The sequence below is a fragment of the Paenibacillus sp. 01T431 genome (assembly GCF_056398625.1).
In genome coordinates this window covers 167,968-186,243 of record NZ_JBFTPT010000007.1, presented here as the reverse complement: position 1 = coordinate 186,243, position 18,276 = coordinate 167,968, and the positions used below count along the sequence as shown (strand labels likewise).

General features: G+C 38.0%; 16 protein-coding genes. All 16 read left to right on the top strand.

The features are described 5' to 3' along the window. Positions 1–28: 28 nt before the first annotated feature. Positions 29–958, top strand: coding sequence for a DMT family transporter (locus AC1DM9_RS14940; protein WP_477580742.1), 930 nt, complete (start codon positions 29–31; stop codon positions 956–958). A gap of 326 nt (positions 959–1,284) precedes the next feature. Continuing rightward, entirely contained in the window at positions 1,285–2,544 is a 1,260-nt protein-coding gene (locus AC1DM9_RS14935; RefSeq protein ID WP_076268474.1) for a Glu/Leu/Phe/Val family dehydrogenase, read from the top strand. 33 nt (positions 2,545–2,577) lie between these two features. After that, positions 2,578–3,555: a diaminopimelate dehydrogenase gene (locus AC1DM9_RS14930; protein ID WP_477580740.1), complete on the top strand. Its 978-nt coding sequence runs from the start codon at positions 2,578–2,580 to the stop codon at positions 3,553–3,555. A gap of 195 nt (positions 3,556–3,750) precedes the next feature. Further along, on the top strand, positions 3,751–4,536 hold the full coding sequence (locus tag AC1DM9_RS14925; RefSeq protein ID WP_441877746.1) for a tyrosine-protein phosphatase: 786 nt from the start codon (positions 3,751–3,753) through the stop codon (positions 4,534–4,536). Between the two features lie 120 nt (positions 4,537–4,656). Next, positions 4,657–6,759 carry an S-layer homology domain-containing protein gene (locus AC1DM9_RS14920; protein ID WP_477580738.1) on the top strand — a complete coding sequence of 701 codons (2,103 nt, stop codon included), beginning with the start codon at positions 4,657–4,659 and terminating at the stop codon, positions 6,757–6,759. 160 nt (positions 6,760–6,919) lie between these two features. Further along, the gene (locus tag AC1DM9_RS14915) at positions 6,920–7,687 is read left to right on the top strand and encodes a YveK family protein (RefSeq protein WP_339206390.1); all 768 of its coding nucleotides are present in this window, start codon (positions 6,920–6,922) and stop codon (positions 7,685–7,687) included. After that, positions 7,668–8,360: a CpsD/CapB family tyrosine-protein kinase gene (locus AC1DM9_RS14910; RefSeq protein ID WP_477580736.1), complete on the top strand. Its 693-nt coding sequence runs from the start codon at positions 7,668–7,670 to the stop codon at positions 8,358–8,360. The genes AC1DM9_RS14915 and AC1DM9_RS14910 overlap by 20 nt, the downstream gene beginning before the upstream one ends. Before the next feature lie 41 nt (positions 8,361–8,401). Then, entirely contained in the window at positions 8,402–10,225 is a 1,824-nt protein-coding gene (locus AC1DM9_RS14905) for a polysaccharide biosynthesis protein (RefSeq protein ID WP_076268468.1), read from the top strand. A gap of 32 nt (positions 10,226–10,257) precedes the next feature. After that, positions 10,258–10,890, top strand: a complete 633-nt coding sequence (locus tag AC1DM9_RS14900) for a hypothetical protein (RefSeq protein ID WP_477580733.1) — start codon at positions 10,258–10,260, stop codon at positions 10,888–10,890. A 48-nt stretch (positions 10,891–10,938) separates the two neighbouring features. Continuing rightward, positions 10,939–11,817 (top strand): UTP--glucose-1-phosphate uridylyltransferase GalU, encoded by an 879-nt coding sequence (gene galU / locus AC1DM9_RS14895; RefSeq protein WP_477580731.1) that lies wholly within the window; start codon positions 10,939–10,941, stop codon positions 11,815–11,817. 39 nt (positions 11,818–11,856) lie between these two features. Beyond that, on the top strand, positions 11,857–12,474 hold the full coding sequence (locus AC1DM9_RS14890) for a sugar transferase (RefSeq protein WP_477580729.1): 618 nt from the start codon (positions 11,857–11,859) through the stop codon (positions 12,472–12,474). Between the two features lie 78 nt (positions 12,475–12,552). Next, entirely contained in the window at positions 12,553–13,746 is a 1,194-nt protein-coding gene (locus AC1DM9_RS14885) for a LegC family aminotransferase (RefSeq protein ID WP_477580727.1), read from the top strand. A gap of 48 nt (positions 13,747–13,794) precedes the next feature. Continuing rightward, complete coding sequence (locus AC1DM9_RS14880) at positions 13,795–14,919, top strand: glycosyltransferase family 4 protein (protein WP_477580725.1); 1,125 nt, start codon at positions 13,795–13,797, stop codon at positions 14,917–14,919. Between the two features lie 88 nt (positions 14,920–15,007). Next, a complete protein-coding gene (locus tag AC1DM9_RS14875) occupies positions 15,008–16,024 on the top strand; it encodes a glycosyltransferase (protein ID WP_477580723.1) in 1,017 nt (338 codons plus the stop codon). Positions 16,025–16,150: 126 nt separating this feature from the next. Continuing rightward, complete coding sequence (locus AC1DM9_RS14870; RefSeq protein WP_477580721.1) at positions 16,151–17,287, top strand: glycosyltransferase family protein; 1,137 nt, start codon at positions 16,151–16,153, stop codon at positions 17,285–17,287. 1 nt (position 17,288) lies between these two features. Further along, entirely contained in the window at positions 17,289–18,275 is a 987-nt protein-coding gene (locus tag AC1DM9_RS14865) for a glycosyltransferase family 2 protein (RefSeq protein ID WP_477580719.1), read from the top strand. The last annotated feature ends 1 nt before the right edge of the window (position 18,276 follow it).

Below are 18,276 nucleotides of genomic sequence, written 5' to 3'. Positions count from 1 at the left end.
GCAAATGTGAATAGATGGGGCGGAGAGCATGAATAGCAGATGGATGAATTACGGCGGTCTTATACTAATCGCTGTTGTGTGGGGAGCGAACTTCGGCATATCGCGGTTAGCTATGGAGTCGTTTAATCCCATCGTTTTCTCGTTTTTGAGATTTGGATTGGCTATTCCGTTTTTCTTTCTCATTCTTAAGCTAAGAGAGGGCAGTGTGGGCATTCCGTGGCGAATCGTGCCGAAGCTTGCTCTCATTGGGTTGGTTGGCATTACACTGCTCGAAATTACGGTAATGTACTCGATTAAATATACGACCTTAGCGAATGCGTCGCTGCTGAACGTAGCGCCGTGGCCGATCTTCGCTGCATTGTTTGCTCCTTTATTCATGCGCGAAACCATCACGAAGAGGCTCATTGTTGGCGGAGCGATATCCATCGTTGGAGTTTGCTTCGTCATACTGGGTGGCGGTGAAAGCTTCAGTCTCTCATCTGACAATATGATCGGCAACTTGATGGCGCTTGGAGTCAGCATTGTCGGTCCGTTATTTAATCTAAGCTCCATGTCGCTTATGAAGCAATACTCTGCTCTACGTGTAAGCACATGGACGATAGCCTTTGGATCGTTGTTTATGCTGCCGCTCACCTTTGGGGCTTGGGGGCAAACCGATTGGTCGGCTCTTCAGGCGGGGCATTATTTATCCATTGGCTATAATGTATTGATTTGCACCGTTGTCGCTTTTGTCGTTTGGAATGCATGTATGTTCAAGGTTGGTGCAACGCGCTCTAACTTTTTCCGTTATGCGGTTCCGGCGGCGGCTGTTGTAGCTGGGTATGTGATGTTCGATGAGAAGATCGCGCTGCTGCAAATGTGCGGCGCAGGCTGCATGGCCGCAGGATTGATATGGATCAGCATCGAGAGCAAACCGCGAAGCAAATCGTCCGTGAAGACAGTGGAGACGAATAGTTAATTCTTGTGATTCATAATTGTGGTTGCTAGTTAATGAGATCGAATTCTAATTGTATAAAAATGTATCATGTGAGGGTTTCGTACTAAGTTGAACTAACTTAGTGCGAAACCCTTTTATTTTTTACATAAAAAGGATTATTAAAGAACAGTGTGTGTTATGGTAACTCCCATCACATGAAACCTAACATGACAATGGATAAAAATGTAGAATTTTTGCACTAAATAACGAAATTTTTCTTTTAAAATAGTGATGAAAAAGGTAAAATCAAAAAAGCGGCTAATCCATGGAATGGGAGTCGGACTCTACGAAGAAGGACTGAACTTAAAATGACAGTGAGTATAGTAGAAGAAACGTTAAATCCGTACCAAATCGCACAACAGCAAATCGATACTGCAGCGGCCCATCTACAATTGCCTAAGCATGTTACAGACATCTTGAAGCAGCCGAAGCGCGTGCTGTCGGTTAACTTCCCAGTTCGTATGGATGATGGCTCAATTCGAGTGTTCGAAGGTTACCGTTCCCAGCATAATGACGCGATTGGACCGACTAAGGGCGGCATTCGCTTTCACCCTGATGTAACGCTTGATGAAGTAAAAGCACTTTCCATGTGGATGAGCTTTAAATGCGGCGTTGTTGGCCTTCCTTATGGCGGCGGCAAGGGCGGAGTTATTTGTGATCCACATCTTCTTAGCAAAGGCGAGCTAGAGCGTGTTAGCCGTGCTTTCATGGAAGCTATCGCTGATTTTGTAGGTCCTGACAAAGATATTCCTGCACCGGATGTATACACGACTCCACAAATCATGGGTTGGATGATGGATACGTACAGCAGACTAAAAGGCGTTAACTCACCTGGCGTTATTACAGGTAAACCGCTTATTCTTGGCGGATCCCAAGGTCGTAATGAAGCAACAGCACAAGGCTGTGTGTACACAATCTTGGCAGCACTTCAAGATAAGAATATTCCTATTGAAACGGCTACTGCAGCGATTCAAGGTTACGGCAACGCTGGTCGCATTGCTGCTCGTTTGCTTAGCGAAGCAGGCATTAAAGTTGTAGCAGTCAGCGACTCCAGAGGCGGAATTTACGATCCGAATGGATTGGATATCGAACAGATCTCCATACTAAAGGATACGACTTCCATCCGTGAGTATGGCGAGAAGTACTATATTTCTAATGAAGATTTGCTTGAGCTTGATGTTGATGTTTTGGTGCCAGCTGCTCTAGAAAACGTAATTACTGCTAAAAATGCAGATCGCATTAAAGCAAAAATCGTTGCAGAAGCTGCAAACGGACCAACAACACCAGAAGCGGATCGCGTACTTTGGAGCCACGGCATCACAGTTATTCCAGACGTACTTGCAAATGCAGGCGGCGTTACGGTTTCGTACTTCGAGTGGGTACAAAACTTGGCTAACTACTACTGGAGCGAAGCAGAGGTTCTTGAGAAGCTTGAGACGAATATGATTCTTTCTTACGTAGCTGTTCGTGATCTTGCTAAGGAACATGACACTGACCTTCGTACAGCTGCTTATATGATTTCGATCAAACGGATCGCAGCAGCAATGGAAGCTAGAGGCTGGATCTAATATATTTATAAAACAAGAAGAGGTGGCGGCGTCATGACAGAACAGATTCGCATCGGTATTGTTGGTTACGGCAATCTTGGACGCGGCGTAGAGCTTGCAATTAAACAAAGTGCGGATATGAGATTGGATGCGATCTTTACTCGCAGAGACCCAGCATCTATTCCGTCTGAAACAAAAGCATATAAAATTGAAGATGCTGAGCGCTTTGTCGATGATATCGACGTTATGATTCTTTGCGGCGGCTCAGCAACAGATTTGCCAGAGCAGGTTCCAGCTTTTGCCCGCTTGTTCCATACGGTTGACAGCTTCGATACGCATGCGCGTATTCCTGAATTTTTTGATCAGGTAGATGCAGTTGCCAAAACGAGCAATAAAGTAAGTGTAATATCCACAGGCTGGGACCCAGGCTTGTTCTCATTGAATCGTCTGCTTGCTGAGGCAATATTGCCAGAAGGCAAGGAATATACATTCTGGGGCAAAGGTGTAAGCCAAGGCCATTCAGATGCGATTCGCCGTGTGAAAGGTGTAAAGAACGGCGTTCAATACACCATTCCTAGTGAAGAGGCAGTAGCACGAGTTCGTAACGGTGAAAATCCAGAGCTTACAACGCGTGAGAAGCACGTCCGTGATTGCTACATCGTAGCAGAAGAGGGCGCTGATCAAGACGCGATTGCTGAGGAAATCCGTACGATGCCGAACTATTTCTCCGATTATAATACGACGGTTCATTTCATTGATGAAGCAACATTGAAAGCCGAGCATTCCACAATGCCTCATGGTGGTATGGTGCTTCGCAGTGGCAAAACAGGCGAGAACAGCACTCAAATTATCGAGTTCGGTTTGAAGCTTGACAGCAACCCTGAATTCACGGCTAGCGTGCTTGTTGCTTATGCTAGAGCAGCTTATAAATTTGCTCGTGAAGGACAGTCTGGAGCCAAAACCGTATTCGACATTCCATACGGCTACCTTTCACCAAAATCCGCAGCAGAACTGCGTAAAGTGCTTCTATAGTTCTGAAACTTTTCTGAACATCCCCCTCCATTTTACAATTTTTTACTTACACTTTTGGAAATAGTAGGATATAATGAAAAAGTGAGAGTAATTACTGTCGAATTATAGGGAGAAGTGCTGAAAGATCCATTTTCCTATGGTAGAATAGGTTCAAACCTACCTAACAGGTAAATTCTACTAGGAAGTGAACTCAGCATGATAGACATCCATACGCATATTTTACCTGGATTGGATGATGGTGCGGCAAGTTTCGATGATACTTTGAATATGGCCCGGGCAGCTGTATCAGAGGGAATTACAACGATCATCGCCACTCCGCACCATGCCAATGGAACCTATACCAATACAGCAATCGACGTAGCTAAGCACACTCTCTCTATTAACGAACAGTTAATAGCTGCGGGTGTGCCTATTGCTATACATACAGGTCAAGAAATCCGCGTTCATGATGATCTGCTCGATGCTTGGTATAGAAAAGAATTGCTTCCCTTAGCCGGCTCTAGTTATGTATTGATTGAGATGCCATCCTCCCGTATTCCGAAGGCGATGATTGAGCTCGTGCATGAGCTTAATGTATTGAAGTTGAAACCGATTATCGCTCACCCAGAAAGAAATGCAGAAGTTGTGAAGCACCCCGATCGATTAGCTGAGCTTATTGAAGCAGGCGCATTCGCACAGGTTACGACCCACTCACTGCTTGGGGGATTTGGTAAGCGCATTGAACAATCCGCATGGTCATTATTGAAGGCGGGTCATATTCATTTTGTATCTTCCGATGCTCATCATATTGAGCGCCGCGGTTTTCGTCTGGGCGAAGCCTACGCGTCCATTGAGAGGCGGATGGGAGAACAGTGGGTTACCTATTTGCAATCCAACGCTCAGTCTGTGTTAGACGACAAACCTATACATAACCAGCCTATTACTATAGTTTCTTCAGACGGGGTTTTGCGTCGTTTTATTTCCTATTTCTACAAAAAATAGTGCGCGCTAGAATGATTGGAAGTTGAAGAAAGCGCATACTAAAAATGTTCTTAATGGCGTTATTAGTCATTCATCTATTAGATGAGTGCAACTATTATCATATAATTAGGAGTGAAGAAAGTGACATTAAGAAAAAAATTAGCAGTTTCTACAATTGCGGCAAGCGTAGCCCTTACGGCTTTCGCTGGCATTCCGCTAAGTAGCAAAGGTTTGGCAGAGAAGCTTGGAGTAAATGGGGTTGTTTATGCATCTTCGTCATTGGCGGATTCCGCTCTTGTATCTGATATTAAGAAGCTGCATGCCGCTCTTATTAGCACAAACGGATTAGCTGCAGTTGAAGCTTTCCAGCTTGAACTGGATGCGTTGGACATTCATGTAAAAGGCGACATCGTAAAACCGATTGTAAACAAGTTTAACCCAACGGACAGTGAAGAGACACAATTAGAAAATCTTTTCCATGCAGCTGTGAAGCTTTCTTATAATCCTTCAGTTGCTGGACTTGAAGAACTGCGCACAAAATATGGAACATTGCTACAATCTTTTGCCACTAGAGCAGAAGTAAATGATCTTACAGTGGATGATATTGCTCAATATTTCCTTGATATTCAAAAAGAGCTTATTAAGCAAGTTGATTCCAAGGATCTGGCTGGACTTATAAGTCTACTAAAGGATTCGAATGCCCTTAATAAACTATTGCAGGATGTGCTAGCAGCGCTGCCTGGTGATTATGCAGTTGAGAAGATCTTCCGTCACTATGGTGTAACGACTGAAGATGTACTTGAAGTATTATCTCAAGCAAAACTAGCAGTAAAAGATGATACTAAATTCCTTGCTGCAGCTGGCGCGTTGTACACTGCTTATAAATCACTAAACACTACACCTCCAATCACTCCGGGTGGTCCAGGTGGCACAGTAACACCAACTACACCGCTTCCTGAATCAACTGACAAATTGCTAAACGATTTGAAAGCAGCGCTTGATAAAGCAACTGATGCTGAGAAAGCTGCTATTATTACTAAATTTGTTGCTGATGCAAAAGCAGAAATTGCTAAGCTTGCAGCAATCAGCGCAGCTTCAAGTGTTACTACAGTAAATGGACAAGCTGTTCTTCAATTGGATGAGAAGAGTGTATTGTCAGCAATTGCTGGTATTAACACGGTTGCTTCTAAGGTGAAAGAACTAGCACCAGCTTCTGCACTTGCAAAGACTGCTTTGCAAATCAATCTTGGTGAAGTGGCACAAAAGGATGTAGTTCTAAACCTTTCCGATGCAGTGGTTAAAGCTGCGGCAGCTGGAAATGTATCCGGTGCAACATTCACGATTGGCAAATTTGAAGTAACTGTACCTGTAGGCGGTTCATTCTCTTCTGCAATTGGTCTTACTATTAAGAAGAGCGATGTATCTGCTGACGTTGTAGGCACGCTGAAATCAGTATCTGAAGTTTATGACTTCAACCTAACGGTTGGCGGCACTGCAAAAACTTCATTCGATCAACCGATTGTAATCAGCATTCCGCTGGGCGATACAACTGGTCTTGATAAAGAGCTTCTTTCCGTAGCGAAAATCGTTGATGGCAAGCTAGTATTCCACGGTGGACGTGTATCGGGCAACTCTATTATCGAATCTCGTGATTCGTTCTCCTCTTATGTTGTTGTAGAAAACAAAGTTTCGTTCAAAGACATTGCTTCTGTAGAAGCATGGGCTGGCCGCGAAATTAGCGTTGTAGCTGCTAAGGGTGCAATCGAAGGTAAATCAGAAGGTCAATTTGCACCGAAGGACAAAGTAACTCGCGCTGAATTCGCGAAAATGCTTATCCGTGCTCTTGATCTTGAGAATGGCTCAGCTACAGAAGGTTTTGCTGATGTCGATTCAGCTGCTTGGTATGCACCATACGTAGCTGCTGCGGCACAACTCAAAATCATTAACGGCCGTTCAGATACTAAATTTGATCCAAATGCAACGATTACTCGTGCTGAGATGGCAACGATGATCGCTCGCGCATTGAAAGTATCGCAAGGCGCTTCTAATGTAGCTGATGTAAATGCTGCACTAAAAGACTTTGCGGACGCTGGAAAAATTAATGCGTCATTAAAAGATGGCGTTGCATTTGCGGCAACTCACAAAATCGTAGTTGGAAATGCAGGCAAGTTCTTGCCAAATAACAATGCGACTCGTGCAGAGGCAGCAGTAATTATTTACCGTGCACTGAACTTCGACAATTAAGTATAAATATATACAAAATCTTCCTCTCATGTGGATGAGAGGAAGATTTTTTTCGGGAATATATAGGATATTGTAAGATTATAGATTATTATGTAGTAAGGTATAGTTCTTGAGGATTATATTCTCATTCTAAATAACTATATCCCATGGAGGAATATGCATGTCTAACGAACTAGACTTACGACAGTATATGGCAATCATAAAGAAGAGATTGGCGCTAATATTAGTATTTGTTTTCCTCTGTACAGCAGCTGCGGCCGTTATTAGCATGTTTTTTAAAGATCCGGTCTATGAGGCATCTACTAAAATAATCGTAAATCAAACGACGACACAAATGGCAACCGGCCAGCTTGATCTTAATCAAATCAACTCCAATATCAAAATGATCGATACGTACAAAGAGATTATTAAAACACCAGCTATATTGGATAAAGTGGCTGAGCAATATCCACAGCTTGGATTAACTGCAACTGAGCTCTCACGTAAAATCCAGGTTAGCTCTGTAAATAATACACAGGTCATGACATTAGTCGTGCAGGATGTGGATTATAAGCAAGCGGCACAGGTTGTGAATGCGGTGTCGAATGTTTTCCGCGAAGAAATCCAGCATATTTTTAAAGTGGAGAATGTATCGATTCTGAATGAAGCAGTGGTCGATGCGCAGCCAAGTCCGGTTTCACCGAACGTTCCTCTTAATGTCGCGATCGCGTTTATCGTATCTTTAATGATTGCTGTAGGTATTACATTCTTACTTGAGTATATGGATGACACGATTAAAACCGAAGCAGATGTGCTGCAGTTTTTGGGTCAGCCCACGCTTGCTATGATCTCAAGAATGAATACGGAGGATGCTAATTCTAGCCAAACCAGCAAAACAACTCAAACTTACAAGGCAGGTGAATTAGAGGGTGTCTCGATTGAAAAATAAGCGTCAGATCATTACGCTAACGAATCCTCGTTCTCCCATATCAGAATCCTATCGCGCTCTGAGGACGAACATAGAGTTCTCATCAATAGATGAGAAATTGCAGGTGCTAATGGTCTCTTCAGCAGGCCCTGGTGAGGGGAAGTCGACAACGATAACGAATCTGGCTGTCACTTTCGCGCAATCCGAGAAGAAAGTTGTTCTTATTGATGCCGATCTTCGTAAGCCTACTGCCCATCATACATTTTCTATCTCTAATCGTTATGGGTTGTCGTCCATTATTTCACAGCAGTGCTCGCTCGAGGAAGGAATACAAGTTACAGACATTCCTAATCTAGATGTGATTACATCAGGTTCCATACCGCCAAACCCGGCAGAAATGATGGGTTCAAAGCGGATGACGGCAACAATTGAGCAGCTTAGACAAATGTATGACATTGTGCTCATTGATACGCCGCCGCTGCTTGCAGTAACCGATGCACAAATTGTATCTACGAAAAGTGATGGCGTAATTCTTGTCGTTGATCAAGGAAAAGTAAAGCGGGATATTGCTAGCAAAGCTGTAAAAAACCTTGAGAGTGTAAATGCGCGAATTTTGGGAGTAGTGCTGAATAATGTGAAGCGTAAGGCAAATGAAGAGGCTTACTACTATTATTATGGTGTTCAAGAGAAATGAAAAAATACAAGTAGATGTCTTTTGGCGGAGGGATGAGTTAGTTGAGTAATAGAAATAGAATGCTGGTCATACTGGTGGTAGATATTTGTATTATATGGATAGCGATTGGGGTATCCTATCTCTTTCGTTTTAACGGAAACATCCCTCCCATCTACGTGAGACAAATGCTTGAATTCGCATGTTTAACCACCATTATTTGTGGCAGCAGCTTAGCTTTTTTTCGAATGTACAGACGAATGTGGCAATATGCCAGTATTGGTGAAATTATTGAGCTGGCCAAAGCCATAGTGATTGGACTTGTTTTATCGTACGGAGCAACTTATGCATTAAATGGGGAACGAGTCCCTATCTCCATTAGCTCTCGAACACTTGAACTCATGCTCCTATTAATGGGAGGCTCACGGTTCCTCTGGCGCTTAATCCGAGTAAATAGAACCAAAAAGACCGCTTTGACAAACAATGTACTTGTTGTTGGCGCTGGAGATTGTGGGGCGTTAATTGCAAAGGAAATCATGACAAGCAACAGCTTTCTAGGCAATCGTATCGTAGGTTTTATTGATGATGATCCACATAAACGCAATATGCAGGTAGTCGGTTTATCAGTTCTGGGAACTAGGGTGAACATTGAAGAGATAGTACATAAACATCACATCCATGACATTATTATCGCGATGCCGTCTGCAAAGCGAGTGCATATAACGGAAATTATTAATATTTGCAAGCTGACCGGAGCAAAAGTCAAGATTATCCCTTCTATTAATGATTTTATCAAAGGGCGCCTCGCGGTAAAGGCTTTACGCAATGTTGAAGTAGAAGATTTGCTAGGTAGAGAACCTGTTATGACAGATTTAGAGGGTATAGCCAATTATGTATCCGATAAAGTTGTTCTAGTAACAGGTGCTGGAGGGTCGATTGGTTCAGAGCTATGCAGGCAGATTTCTTCATTTAGACCTAAAACCCTGCTTCTGCTTGGACACGGTGAGAACAGTATCTATACGATTGAAATGGAGCTTAAGACGAAGTTCCCTAATGTACATTTGGAAACGGTTATAGCGGACATTCAAGATCGAAGCCGTTTAGATGATGTATTCCGTAGGTTTAGACCGCAAGTTGTATTCCATGCAGCAGCCCATAAGCATGTGCCGCTTATGGAACGAAATCCATCGGAGGCAGTTAAGAACAATGTTTTCGGTACGAGGAACGTAGCTGATTGCGCGGATAAATATAAAGCAGAACGGTTCGTCATGATCTCCTCCGACAAAGCCGTTAATCCTTCCAGCATTATGGGAGCGACCAAGAGAATTGCAGAGATGTACATACAGAGTATTAATACAATAAGCGAGACCCAGTTCGTGGCAGTACGTTTCGGTAATGTACTAGGAAGCCGTGGAAGCGTTATTCCAAGGTTCAAGCAGCAAATTGCTGCAGGCGGTCCGGTTACTGTTACACATCCCGACATGGTCAGATATTTCATGACGATACCTGAAGCAGTACAGCTCGTTATTCAAGCGGGATCATTTGCCAAAGGTGGAGAAATATTTGTTCTAGATATGGGAGAACCGGTTCGTATTCTTGATCTAGCGCAGGATCTCATTCGATTATCAGGTTATGAGCCGAATATAGATATCGAAATAAACTTTAGCGGTATGCGCGAAGGCGAGAAGCTGTTCGAGGAGCTGTTAACGGATGAAGAAGCAGTGTCATCCACACAACATGAGCGAATTTACATAGGCAAGCCAACACAAATCAATAGAGTAGAACTCGAGCTTCAATTCAAACGAATTGAGAAAGCTATTGGAGATAATCAAACGACAATTAAGGATGTTATCGAGCATCTTGTTCCTTTTTATTCACATGTATCTTAGCAGACAGATTACCATAACGGAGGAGATTACACATGCGTAAGAAAAAGTGGAAGAAGATATTAATTTGGGTCGCATCAATCATTGTCATTCTAGGAGTAGGGGGCTTATTTGCAGCTAATTATGCTGTGGATAAGCTTATTTCTACGTTGGCTGCTGACCTTGAGGGTGATTTGTTGAACGAAGTGACAACTCCGGAGACGAAGACAGATGAGCAGGGTACGGATACGACGGGGAAGGATGATCCTTCTTCAACAGTTGATAATGATGAAACGACAGATAGTTCAAACGGAACTAAAGATAAACCAGTAGATAATACGACGGATAGTGGATCTAATGGTTCAAGCGGATCTAAAGAAGAAGAAAAGCCTAATGACGGCTATAGCGGCGAGGTTTCTATAGACAAAGCTAAAGATCTTCAGGAGAAAATAACGGTATCTGAGAAAGCGAAGGTTTCATCCGTATTACTAAAAGAGCTTAGTATGTCTGATATTAAAGAGCTACAAGCTTTGGCGAGCGGTGGAATGAATCTAGAAGAAAAGAAGAAGGCACGGAGTATTATTCTCGATAAACTATCTGCTGAGCAATATGATGAGTTAATTCAGGTAGCTAAGAAGTATGGGATGAGTCAAGGGAAGTCTTATGATGAGGTTGTTAAAGAAAAATAATAAAGAATTGATAATAAACGCAGAGCGGTTATATAGGGGGAGAACTATTTGAAGGTTCGGAAAGCCATTATACCTGCAGCTGGTCTTGGAACAAGGTTTTTGCCTGCGACAAAGGCTATGCCTAAAGAGATGTTGCCGATCGTCGATAAGCCTACTATTCAATATATTGTAGAAGAAGCGATAGAGTCTGGAATAGAAGACATCATTATTGTGACAGGTAAGGGAAAACGAGCAATTGAGGACCATTTCGATAGCTCATTTGAATTAGAGCAAAATTTATTCGAAAAAGGGAAGTTTGAACTGCTAAACGAAGTGCAGAAGTCTTCAAAGATGGTTGATATACATTATATTCGTCAGAAAGAGGCAAGAGGGCTTGGGCATGCAATTTGGTGTGCAAGGAAGTTTATCGGAAATGAACCCTTTGCAGTGTTGCTTGGTGATGATATCGTGCAAGCTGAAAAACCTTGTTTGAAACAGATGATTGAGCAGTATGACCGATATAAGTCATCGATTATAGGTGTGCAGAGTGTTTCAGAAAATGAGGTTTCTAGGTATGGGATTGTTGATGGGAAGGAAATTCATGACCGTCTTTATAGTGTGAAAAACTTAGTAGAGAAACCGAAAAGGGAAGAAGCTCCTTCTAATATAGCAATCATGGGACGTTATATTCTTAGCCCTAAGATTTTTGACATTCTAAATGATCAGAAGCCGGGTGCGGGTGGTGAAATTCAGTTGACGGATGCCATTGCTGAGTTAAATCAGATAGAAGCTGTATATGCGTATGATTTTGAAGGTGTTAGATATGATGTTGGTGAGAAACTTGGGTTTATCAAAACTCAGCTGGAATTTGCTTTACAACGTGAGGACTTACAAGAAGAGTTATATGAGTACTTATCCAGTATAGTGAACATCTGCAGATCACGGTGAGAAAACAGTAAGTTTACAAAATGTTAAAGGATGTTATTTATGAAGCCCTACACCGTTGTTAAAAGAGTATTAGATATTATATTTGCTTTTATCTTACTAATAGTTTCATCTCCAATAATGCTAGTAGCTGCTTTTTCCATAAGAATAGAATCAGAAGGGCCTATTCTCTTTAAACAGAAAAGACCTGGGAAAAATGAGAAAATTTTTATGGTATATAAGTTTAGAACAATGAGAATAGAGCAACAGCTAAAGGGGATTCAATTATCGGATATGAATAGAATCACAAAAATTGGATCGTTCCTTAGAAAGACAAGTATAGATGAATTACCACAGCTAATTAATATTATCCGTGGCGATATGAGCTTTATAGGGCCAAGACCATTATTAGTCGAGTATTTAGAACGGTATTCCTCGGAAGAAAAAAGACGTCATGAAGTGACACCAGGTATTTCGGGATGGGCACAAGTTAATGGAAGAAATTCCATTAGCTGGGATCAAAAGTTTAAGTATGATGTATGGTATGTGGACAATGCAAACTTATTTTTAGACACAAAAATATTATGGCTAACTATTTATAATGTCTTTAACAAAAAAGATATAAATAACTCCCAGCTAGATACAATGCCACTTTTTATGGGAAACTCAGAAGCAAATTAATTTGAAGATTATTATTTGTACACTAGCTAGTTAATAAAATTCACTAGAATCATCAAATACAGTTTGGAGTGGTAAGGATTGAATAATAAAAAAATACCGCTTTCAGTACCAAATCTTTCAATAGAAATATTAGATAATATAAGAGAAACTATTGAAACGGGTTGGGTTTCAACTGGAGGAAGGTTTATTCAAGAATTTGAAGAAAAAGTAGCGAAATATGTCGGAGTAGAAAACGCAATCTCATGCCAAAGCGGTACAGCAGGATTACATCTCGCTTTAAGAGTACTTGGTGTGGAGCAGGATGATGAAGTTATTGTACCAACACTTACATTTATAGCTGCCGTAAACCCTATTAGATATATGKGGGCAGAACCAATATTCATGGATTGCGATGAATCACTTAATATGGATATGCAAAAGTTAGAAAATTTTCTTGAGAAGGAATGTTGGTTTGAGAATGATAAAGTTATTAATAAAATAACTAATAGAATAATAAAAGCCATTATAGTTGTTCATGTATTTGGTAATCCGGTTAATATTGATAAATTAATGGATTTAAAAAATAAATATAAAATTGCTATTATTGAGGATGCGACTGAGGCATTAGGTTCATATTATCTTGATGGTAACTATCCAAATAAACATTGTGGAACAATTGGGGATATTGGAGTTTACTCATTTAATGCTAATAAGATTATAACTACTGGTGGAGGAGGTATGGTTGTATCGAATGATAAAAAACTTTTAGACAAGGTAGCTTTTTTGTCAATGCAAGCGAAGACAGATCCATTATATTTTATTCATGAAGACGTAGGTTATAACTATCGTATGACTAATATACAAGCAGCATTTGGGACCGATCAAATTGATAGACTAGAAGATTTTATAAAAACTAAAATCAAAAATTTTGAATTATATAAAACTAGCCTTGAAAAGATAGACGGAATAACATTGCTTCCTTTTAATGAAAATACAAGAGCTAATAAATGGTTTTATTCAATTGTTGTAGACGAAACTAAAAGTGGTATTAATAGGGATGATCTATTAAAGGTTCTTAATGAAAATAATATTCAAACGAGGCCACTTTGGGGACTTATACATAAACAAAAGCCTTATTTAAAAAACCAGACATATTGTATTGAACAAGCGTATTATTATGAACAAAATCTTATTAATATACCTTGTAGTAGTAATTTGAAAAGTGATGATATTGACATAGTGATAAGTGAGATTAAGAGAGTGATCGAACTATATTCACTAAAAAGTTTATGAAATGTATTTTTAATGAATGAAAATGTCAAATGGTAAAGGGCTAAAATAATGAAGATATTATATGTATCAACTATATCTAATACTATTAATGCTTTTTTAGTTCCACATATTAAGTATCTGATATCGCAAGGGAATCAAGTTGATGTGGCTTTTAATCTAGTTCAAGAAGTAGACTCTGAACTAATTAAAATGGGATGTAAAATACACAAAGTTAGTTTCGAAAGATCTCCTTTGAAGTATGAGAATATTAAAGGATATCAACAAATAAAAAGTATAATAAAATCAGAAGGCTATGATTTAGTTCATACACACACACCGATAGCATCTTTTTTAACACGATTTTCTTGTAGAAGTGTTCCGAATATTAAAGTACTTTATACAGCGCATGGATATCATTTCTTTAAAGGTTCAAATATAAAAAATTGGATAATATATTATACATTAGAGAAATTCGCATCAAAAATGACTGATTGTTTAATTACAATTAATAGCGAAGACTATTCGAACGGTAAGAAAATGAGGCTTAAAAAAGATGGCCAGGTACATCATATACATGGTGTAGGGGTAGATTTAAATAAATTTATGCCTCAAACCAATCAGAAAAAAACAAATATGCGAAGAGAATATGGTTTTAGTGATGATGATTTTATATTAATGTATGCTGCAGAACTTAATTATACGAAGCAACAAGATTTAATTTTTAGAGCATTAAGAATATTAAAAAAAAGCATGCCCAATATAAAATTGTTGTTAGCAGGAAATGGTATCTTATTGAATTCTTATAAATCACAAGTAGAGAGTTTAGGGTTAAATGATCAAGTATATTTTTTAGGATTTCGAAAAGATATTGCGGAGCTATTAAGCATTTCAGACGTTGCTGTATCATCTTCAAGACGTGAAGGATTACCCGTTAATATAATTGAGGCAATGGCAACTGGGTTGCCAATCGTAGTTACCGGCTGTAGAGGAAACCGTGATTTAGTAAATGATGGTGAAAACGGTTATGTTGTGGATACTAAAAATGAAGATGAGTTTGCGAGAGCAATAGAAAAACTATATAACTCAAAAAAAATAAGGGATGAATTTGGTAAGCAGAGTGTGAAATTGGTTGAAAAATACTCTATTAATAATGTTTTGGAAGAAATAAGTGAGATATATAAATTATATTCATAGGTAAAAATGTTTAAATTTTGTAAAAGTTTAAATTGGTTTAAAACTATATTTTGAAATATTAGAAACTTTAATATTATGGAGAGTGAACATGGACTTAATATCAGTCATTGTCCCAGTGTTTAACGCTGAGAAATATTTGAATTCTTGTATTGAAAGTATTCTATCTCAATCTTATGAGAATCTAGAACTACTATTAATTAATGATGGTTCTACTGATAATTCATTAGATATTTGTAAAAGATATAATAAAATTGATAACAGAATCAGAGTAATATCTAAACAAAATAGTGGAGTTTCTAATACGAGAAATCATGGAATAGAGGTTTCTAAGGGCGAGTATATTACATTTGTAGACTCAGATGATATGATAAAAGAAAATATGTTAAAAGTCCTCTATGAGAGACTGTTAGAAAATAAAGCAGATTTGTCTACTTGTAACTACGAATATGATTATTCAGGTCATAGGATACCAAAGAAAAAAAGAATGCCTTCTGGATATTATAAAGTATCCGAACTTAAAAACGTTTTAATCGATGATGGAACAATGTCTGGAATATTATTCGGAAGCGTCTGGAATTGCTTGTATAAGAAAAGAATTATTACCGAAAACAATATTCGATTTGCTACAAATGTTAAACATAATGAAGATGGATTGTTTAATCTCAATTATTTTAAATATTGTGATTCTATTTATGCCTTAAATAATGAGCATTTATATATTTATCGGTATAATGAGGTTTCAGCTTCAAATAGTAACTATTTGAATAAAGATAGATTTAAAGTTGTAGATAAAGAGATTATTAAATTGTATTCTGATGAGGATATTAACAATCAAATGTGTGCGAGAGAAGTTTCAGTTGGGTTTTGGAACATTTTATCTGTATGTAAAAAAAACAATCCTATTACAATAACAAAAAAAATAAAAACCATTAGAGATATTTGCTACGACTCGAAAATAATAGAAGGATTAGGGCATATAAATACTAGTAAGATTAATAAATACAAAAAAACATACTATTATTTAATGAAAAACAAACAAGTTATTTCTATCTATCTACTGACTAGTTATGTGTATCCAATTTTAAAAAGAGTTATTGTAAGATGAGTGTATTTATATAATGATCAAATAAAACAAATACAAAGACAGATGTAATAATACAAAGTTGGAGTGAAGATGTTGAAGATTCTATTTATAGCAGGTCAATCCATTAAATCCAATTCTTCAGTAACAATGATGAATGTAGCATATATAAATGGACTAGTACAACTTGGACATGATGTGAGAATTATCACTTCCAAACTACCAGAAGGCCATATTGCTACTGATGGGGGATTTGAATTACCTAAGGAAGTGAAAATAGATGAATACAGTCTAGGTTCAACATTTAGTATTATGAGCACTAAAAAGAAGGCTAGAGGCTTATTAAACTCGATTGTTTCTCAAGCTAAGGGGATCTTAAGAAAAGTATATTATAAATTTTCTATATATGACAGTCAACGAAGCTGGGTGAAAAATGTTGATAAAATAGATTTGAAAAACGAGCATTTCAATTTAGTTATCTCATCTTCTGACCCCAAACATTCTCACATATTTGCTGAAAAATTAATAGAGAGAAATCAGGTTAAATGTGACTCTTGGCTACAACTATGGGGAGATCCTATGTATCTTGATATTACAAGAAAAGGTGCTTTGTTAAAGAGAAGGCTGCTATTAGAGGAGAAACGATTAATTAGCAAAGCAAATAAAATCATATATGTATCGCCTTTTACTGCTGACGAGCAAAAAAAAATATTCCCTGAGTATGCTAATAAAATGGATTATGTGCTCATTCCTTATATAAAAAGAGATGAAGAAGTATCCTTAAATATAAATGGTGATCAAATGGTTTTTGGATACTATGGTGATTATAGTACCAAAATAAGGAATTTAAAACCACTTTATGATGCAGCCATAGAGTCTAGTCTTAAACTAATAATTCGAGGAAATACAGATAAACCTTTAACGAGTTCTTCTAATATTGAAGTTGGTAACAGAATATCAATAAAAGAACTTGAAGCATTAGAGAAGAAAACAGATGTTTTTATTCATTTATGTAACAGTAGAGGTACACAAATACCGGCAAAAGTTTATTATTATTCAGGAACCAAAAAGCCCATATTATTTATTTTAGATGGTGAATCAAAAAAAACAAGAAATTTCTTTCAGAAATACGAAAGATATATTTTCTGTGAAAATAATACGAAAGATATTTTAAATACAATTAATAAGATTCGACTTAATGGTTTTGGGGAAAAGGAAACACGTATAATGGATGAGCTATCTCCCGTTTCCATTGCAGAGGAATTGCTGAAAAAAGTGAGGAATTAATATGTTAGAGAAGCATATTAAAGTTAGTGTAATAGTACCAGTATATAATTTAGAGAAATATATTAGTCGATGTCTAAATTCTATTAGAAATCAAACCCTTGAAAATATTGAAATAATAGTAATTAATGATGGTTCAAAAGATCAATCTTTGAAAGTCATAGAAGATCATATGAAGGAAGATAAGCGGATAAAATGTATAAGCCAAAAAAATTCGGGTGTAAGCTCGGCTCGTAATAAAGGCATAACCATGGCGGTAGGGAATTATATCACATTTGTTGATGGAGATGATTGTATAGATTCTAATATGTTAAACAATATGATAATCTCTTCTGAAATAAATAATACTGAATTAGCATTTAGTCACTTTAGTAATATTGAAAATAATGTAGAAAATTCAATCTATTTATCGACATCAGAACAGTATATAAAAGATATGATTGAGGGAACTGCACCAAGAACAGCATGCGGAATTCTTATTAAGTCAGAGTTGATTAGAAATCATTCTTTGAATTTTGATATTGACATGGTTTATGGAGAAGATATGCTTTTTTCAATTAAATTACTGCTGTTAACAAAAAAAAATATAGTTATAGATTCAAGTATATATTATCTTGTAGAAGAAAGACCAGGATCTGCAATCAGAACTATGAATCCTGACCAATATATTCACGTTCAGTTGCTTGCTAAAAGACTTGACGAAGTATTTCAAAAAGAATCTATAATATATAAATATCAATCACTATTACAAAAATTCTATTTCTATAACCTTTTATTTTCAATATCTCATGTTGTGAAATCAAAAATAAGCTTTATAGAAAAGTTGAACAAAATTAGGGACATAAAGAAAAGTTCGCATGGGAAGTCTACTTTGTGTATTGAATTTGATTCAACTCTAACCATAAAGTTTAAAGCTCTTTTGATTAAATATGCACCTGCTCCCTTAACAATTTTTGTTTGGTTGCTTAATAATAGGGTTAAAGGAGTATAAA

Coding starts and splice junctions, on each gene's coding strand:
- AC1DM9_RS14865 (WP_477580719.1), top strand. CDS start 17,289: ATGTTAGAGAAGCATATTAAAGTTAGTGTAATAGTACCAGTATATAAT.
- AC1DM9_RS14935 (WP_076268474.1), top strand. CDS start 1,285: ATGACAGTGAGTATAGTAGAAGAAACGTTAAATCCGTACCAAATCGCA.
- AC1DM9_RS14915 (WP_339206390.1), top strand. CDS start 6,920: ATGTCTAACGAACTAGACTTACGACAGTATATGGCAATCATAAAGAAG.
- AC1DM9_RS14930 (WP_477580740.1), top strand. CDS start 2,578: ATGACAGAACAGATTCGCATCGGTATTGTTGGTTACGGCAATCTTGGA.
- AC1DM9_RS14925 (WP_441877746.1), top strand. CDS start 3,751: ATGATAGACATCCATACGCATATTTTACCTGGATTGGATGATGGTGCG.
- AC1DM9_RS14900 (WP_477580733.1), top strand. CDS start 10,258: ATGCGTAAGAAAAAGTGGAAGAAGATATTAATTTGGGTCGCATCAATC.
- AC1DM9_RS14890 (WP_477580729.1), top strand. CDS start 11,857: ATGAAGCCCTACACCGTTGTTAAAAGAGTATTAGATATTATATTTGCT.
- AC1DM9_RS14940 (WP_477580742.1), top strand. CDS start 29: ATGAATAGCAGATGGATGAATTACGGCGGTCTTATACTAATCGCTGTT.
- AC1DM9_RS14880 (WP_477580725.1), top strand. CDS start 13,795: ATGAAGATATTATATGTATCAACTATATCTAATACTATTAATGCTTTT.
- AC1DM9_RS14875 (WP_477580723.1), top strand. CDS start 15,008: ATGGACTTAATATCAGTCATTGTCCCAGTGTTTAACGCTGAGAAATAT.
- AC1DM9_RS14870 (WP_477580721.1), top strand. CDS start 16,151: ATGATGAATGTAGCATATATAAATGGACTAGTACAACTTGGACATGAT.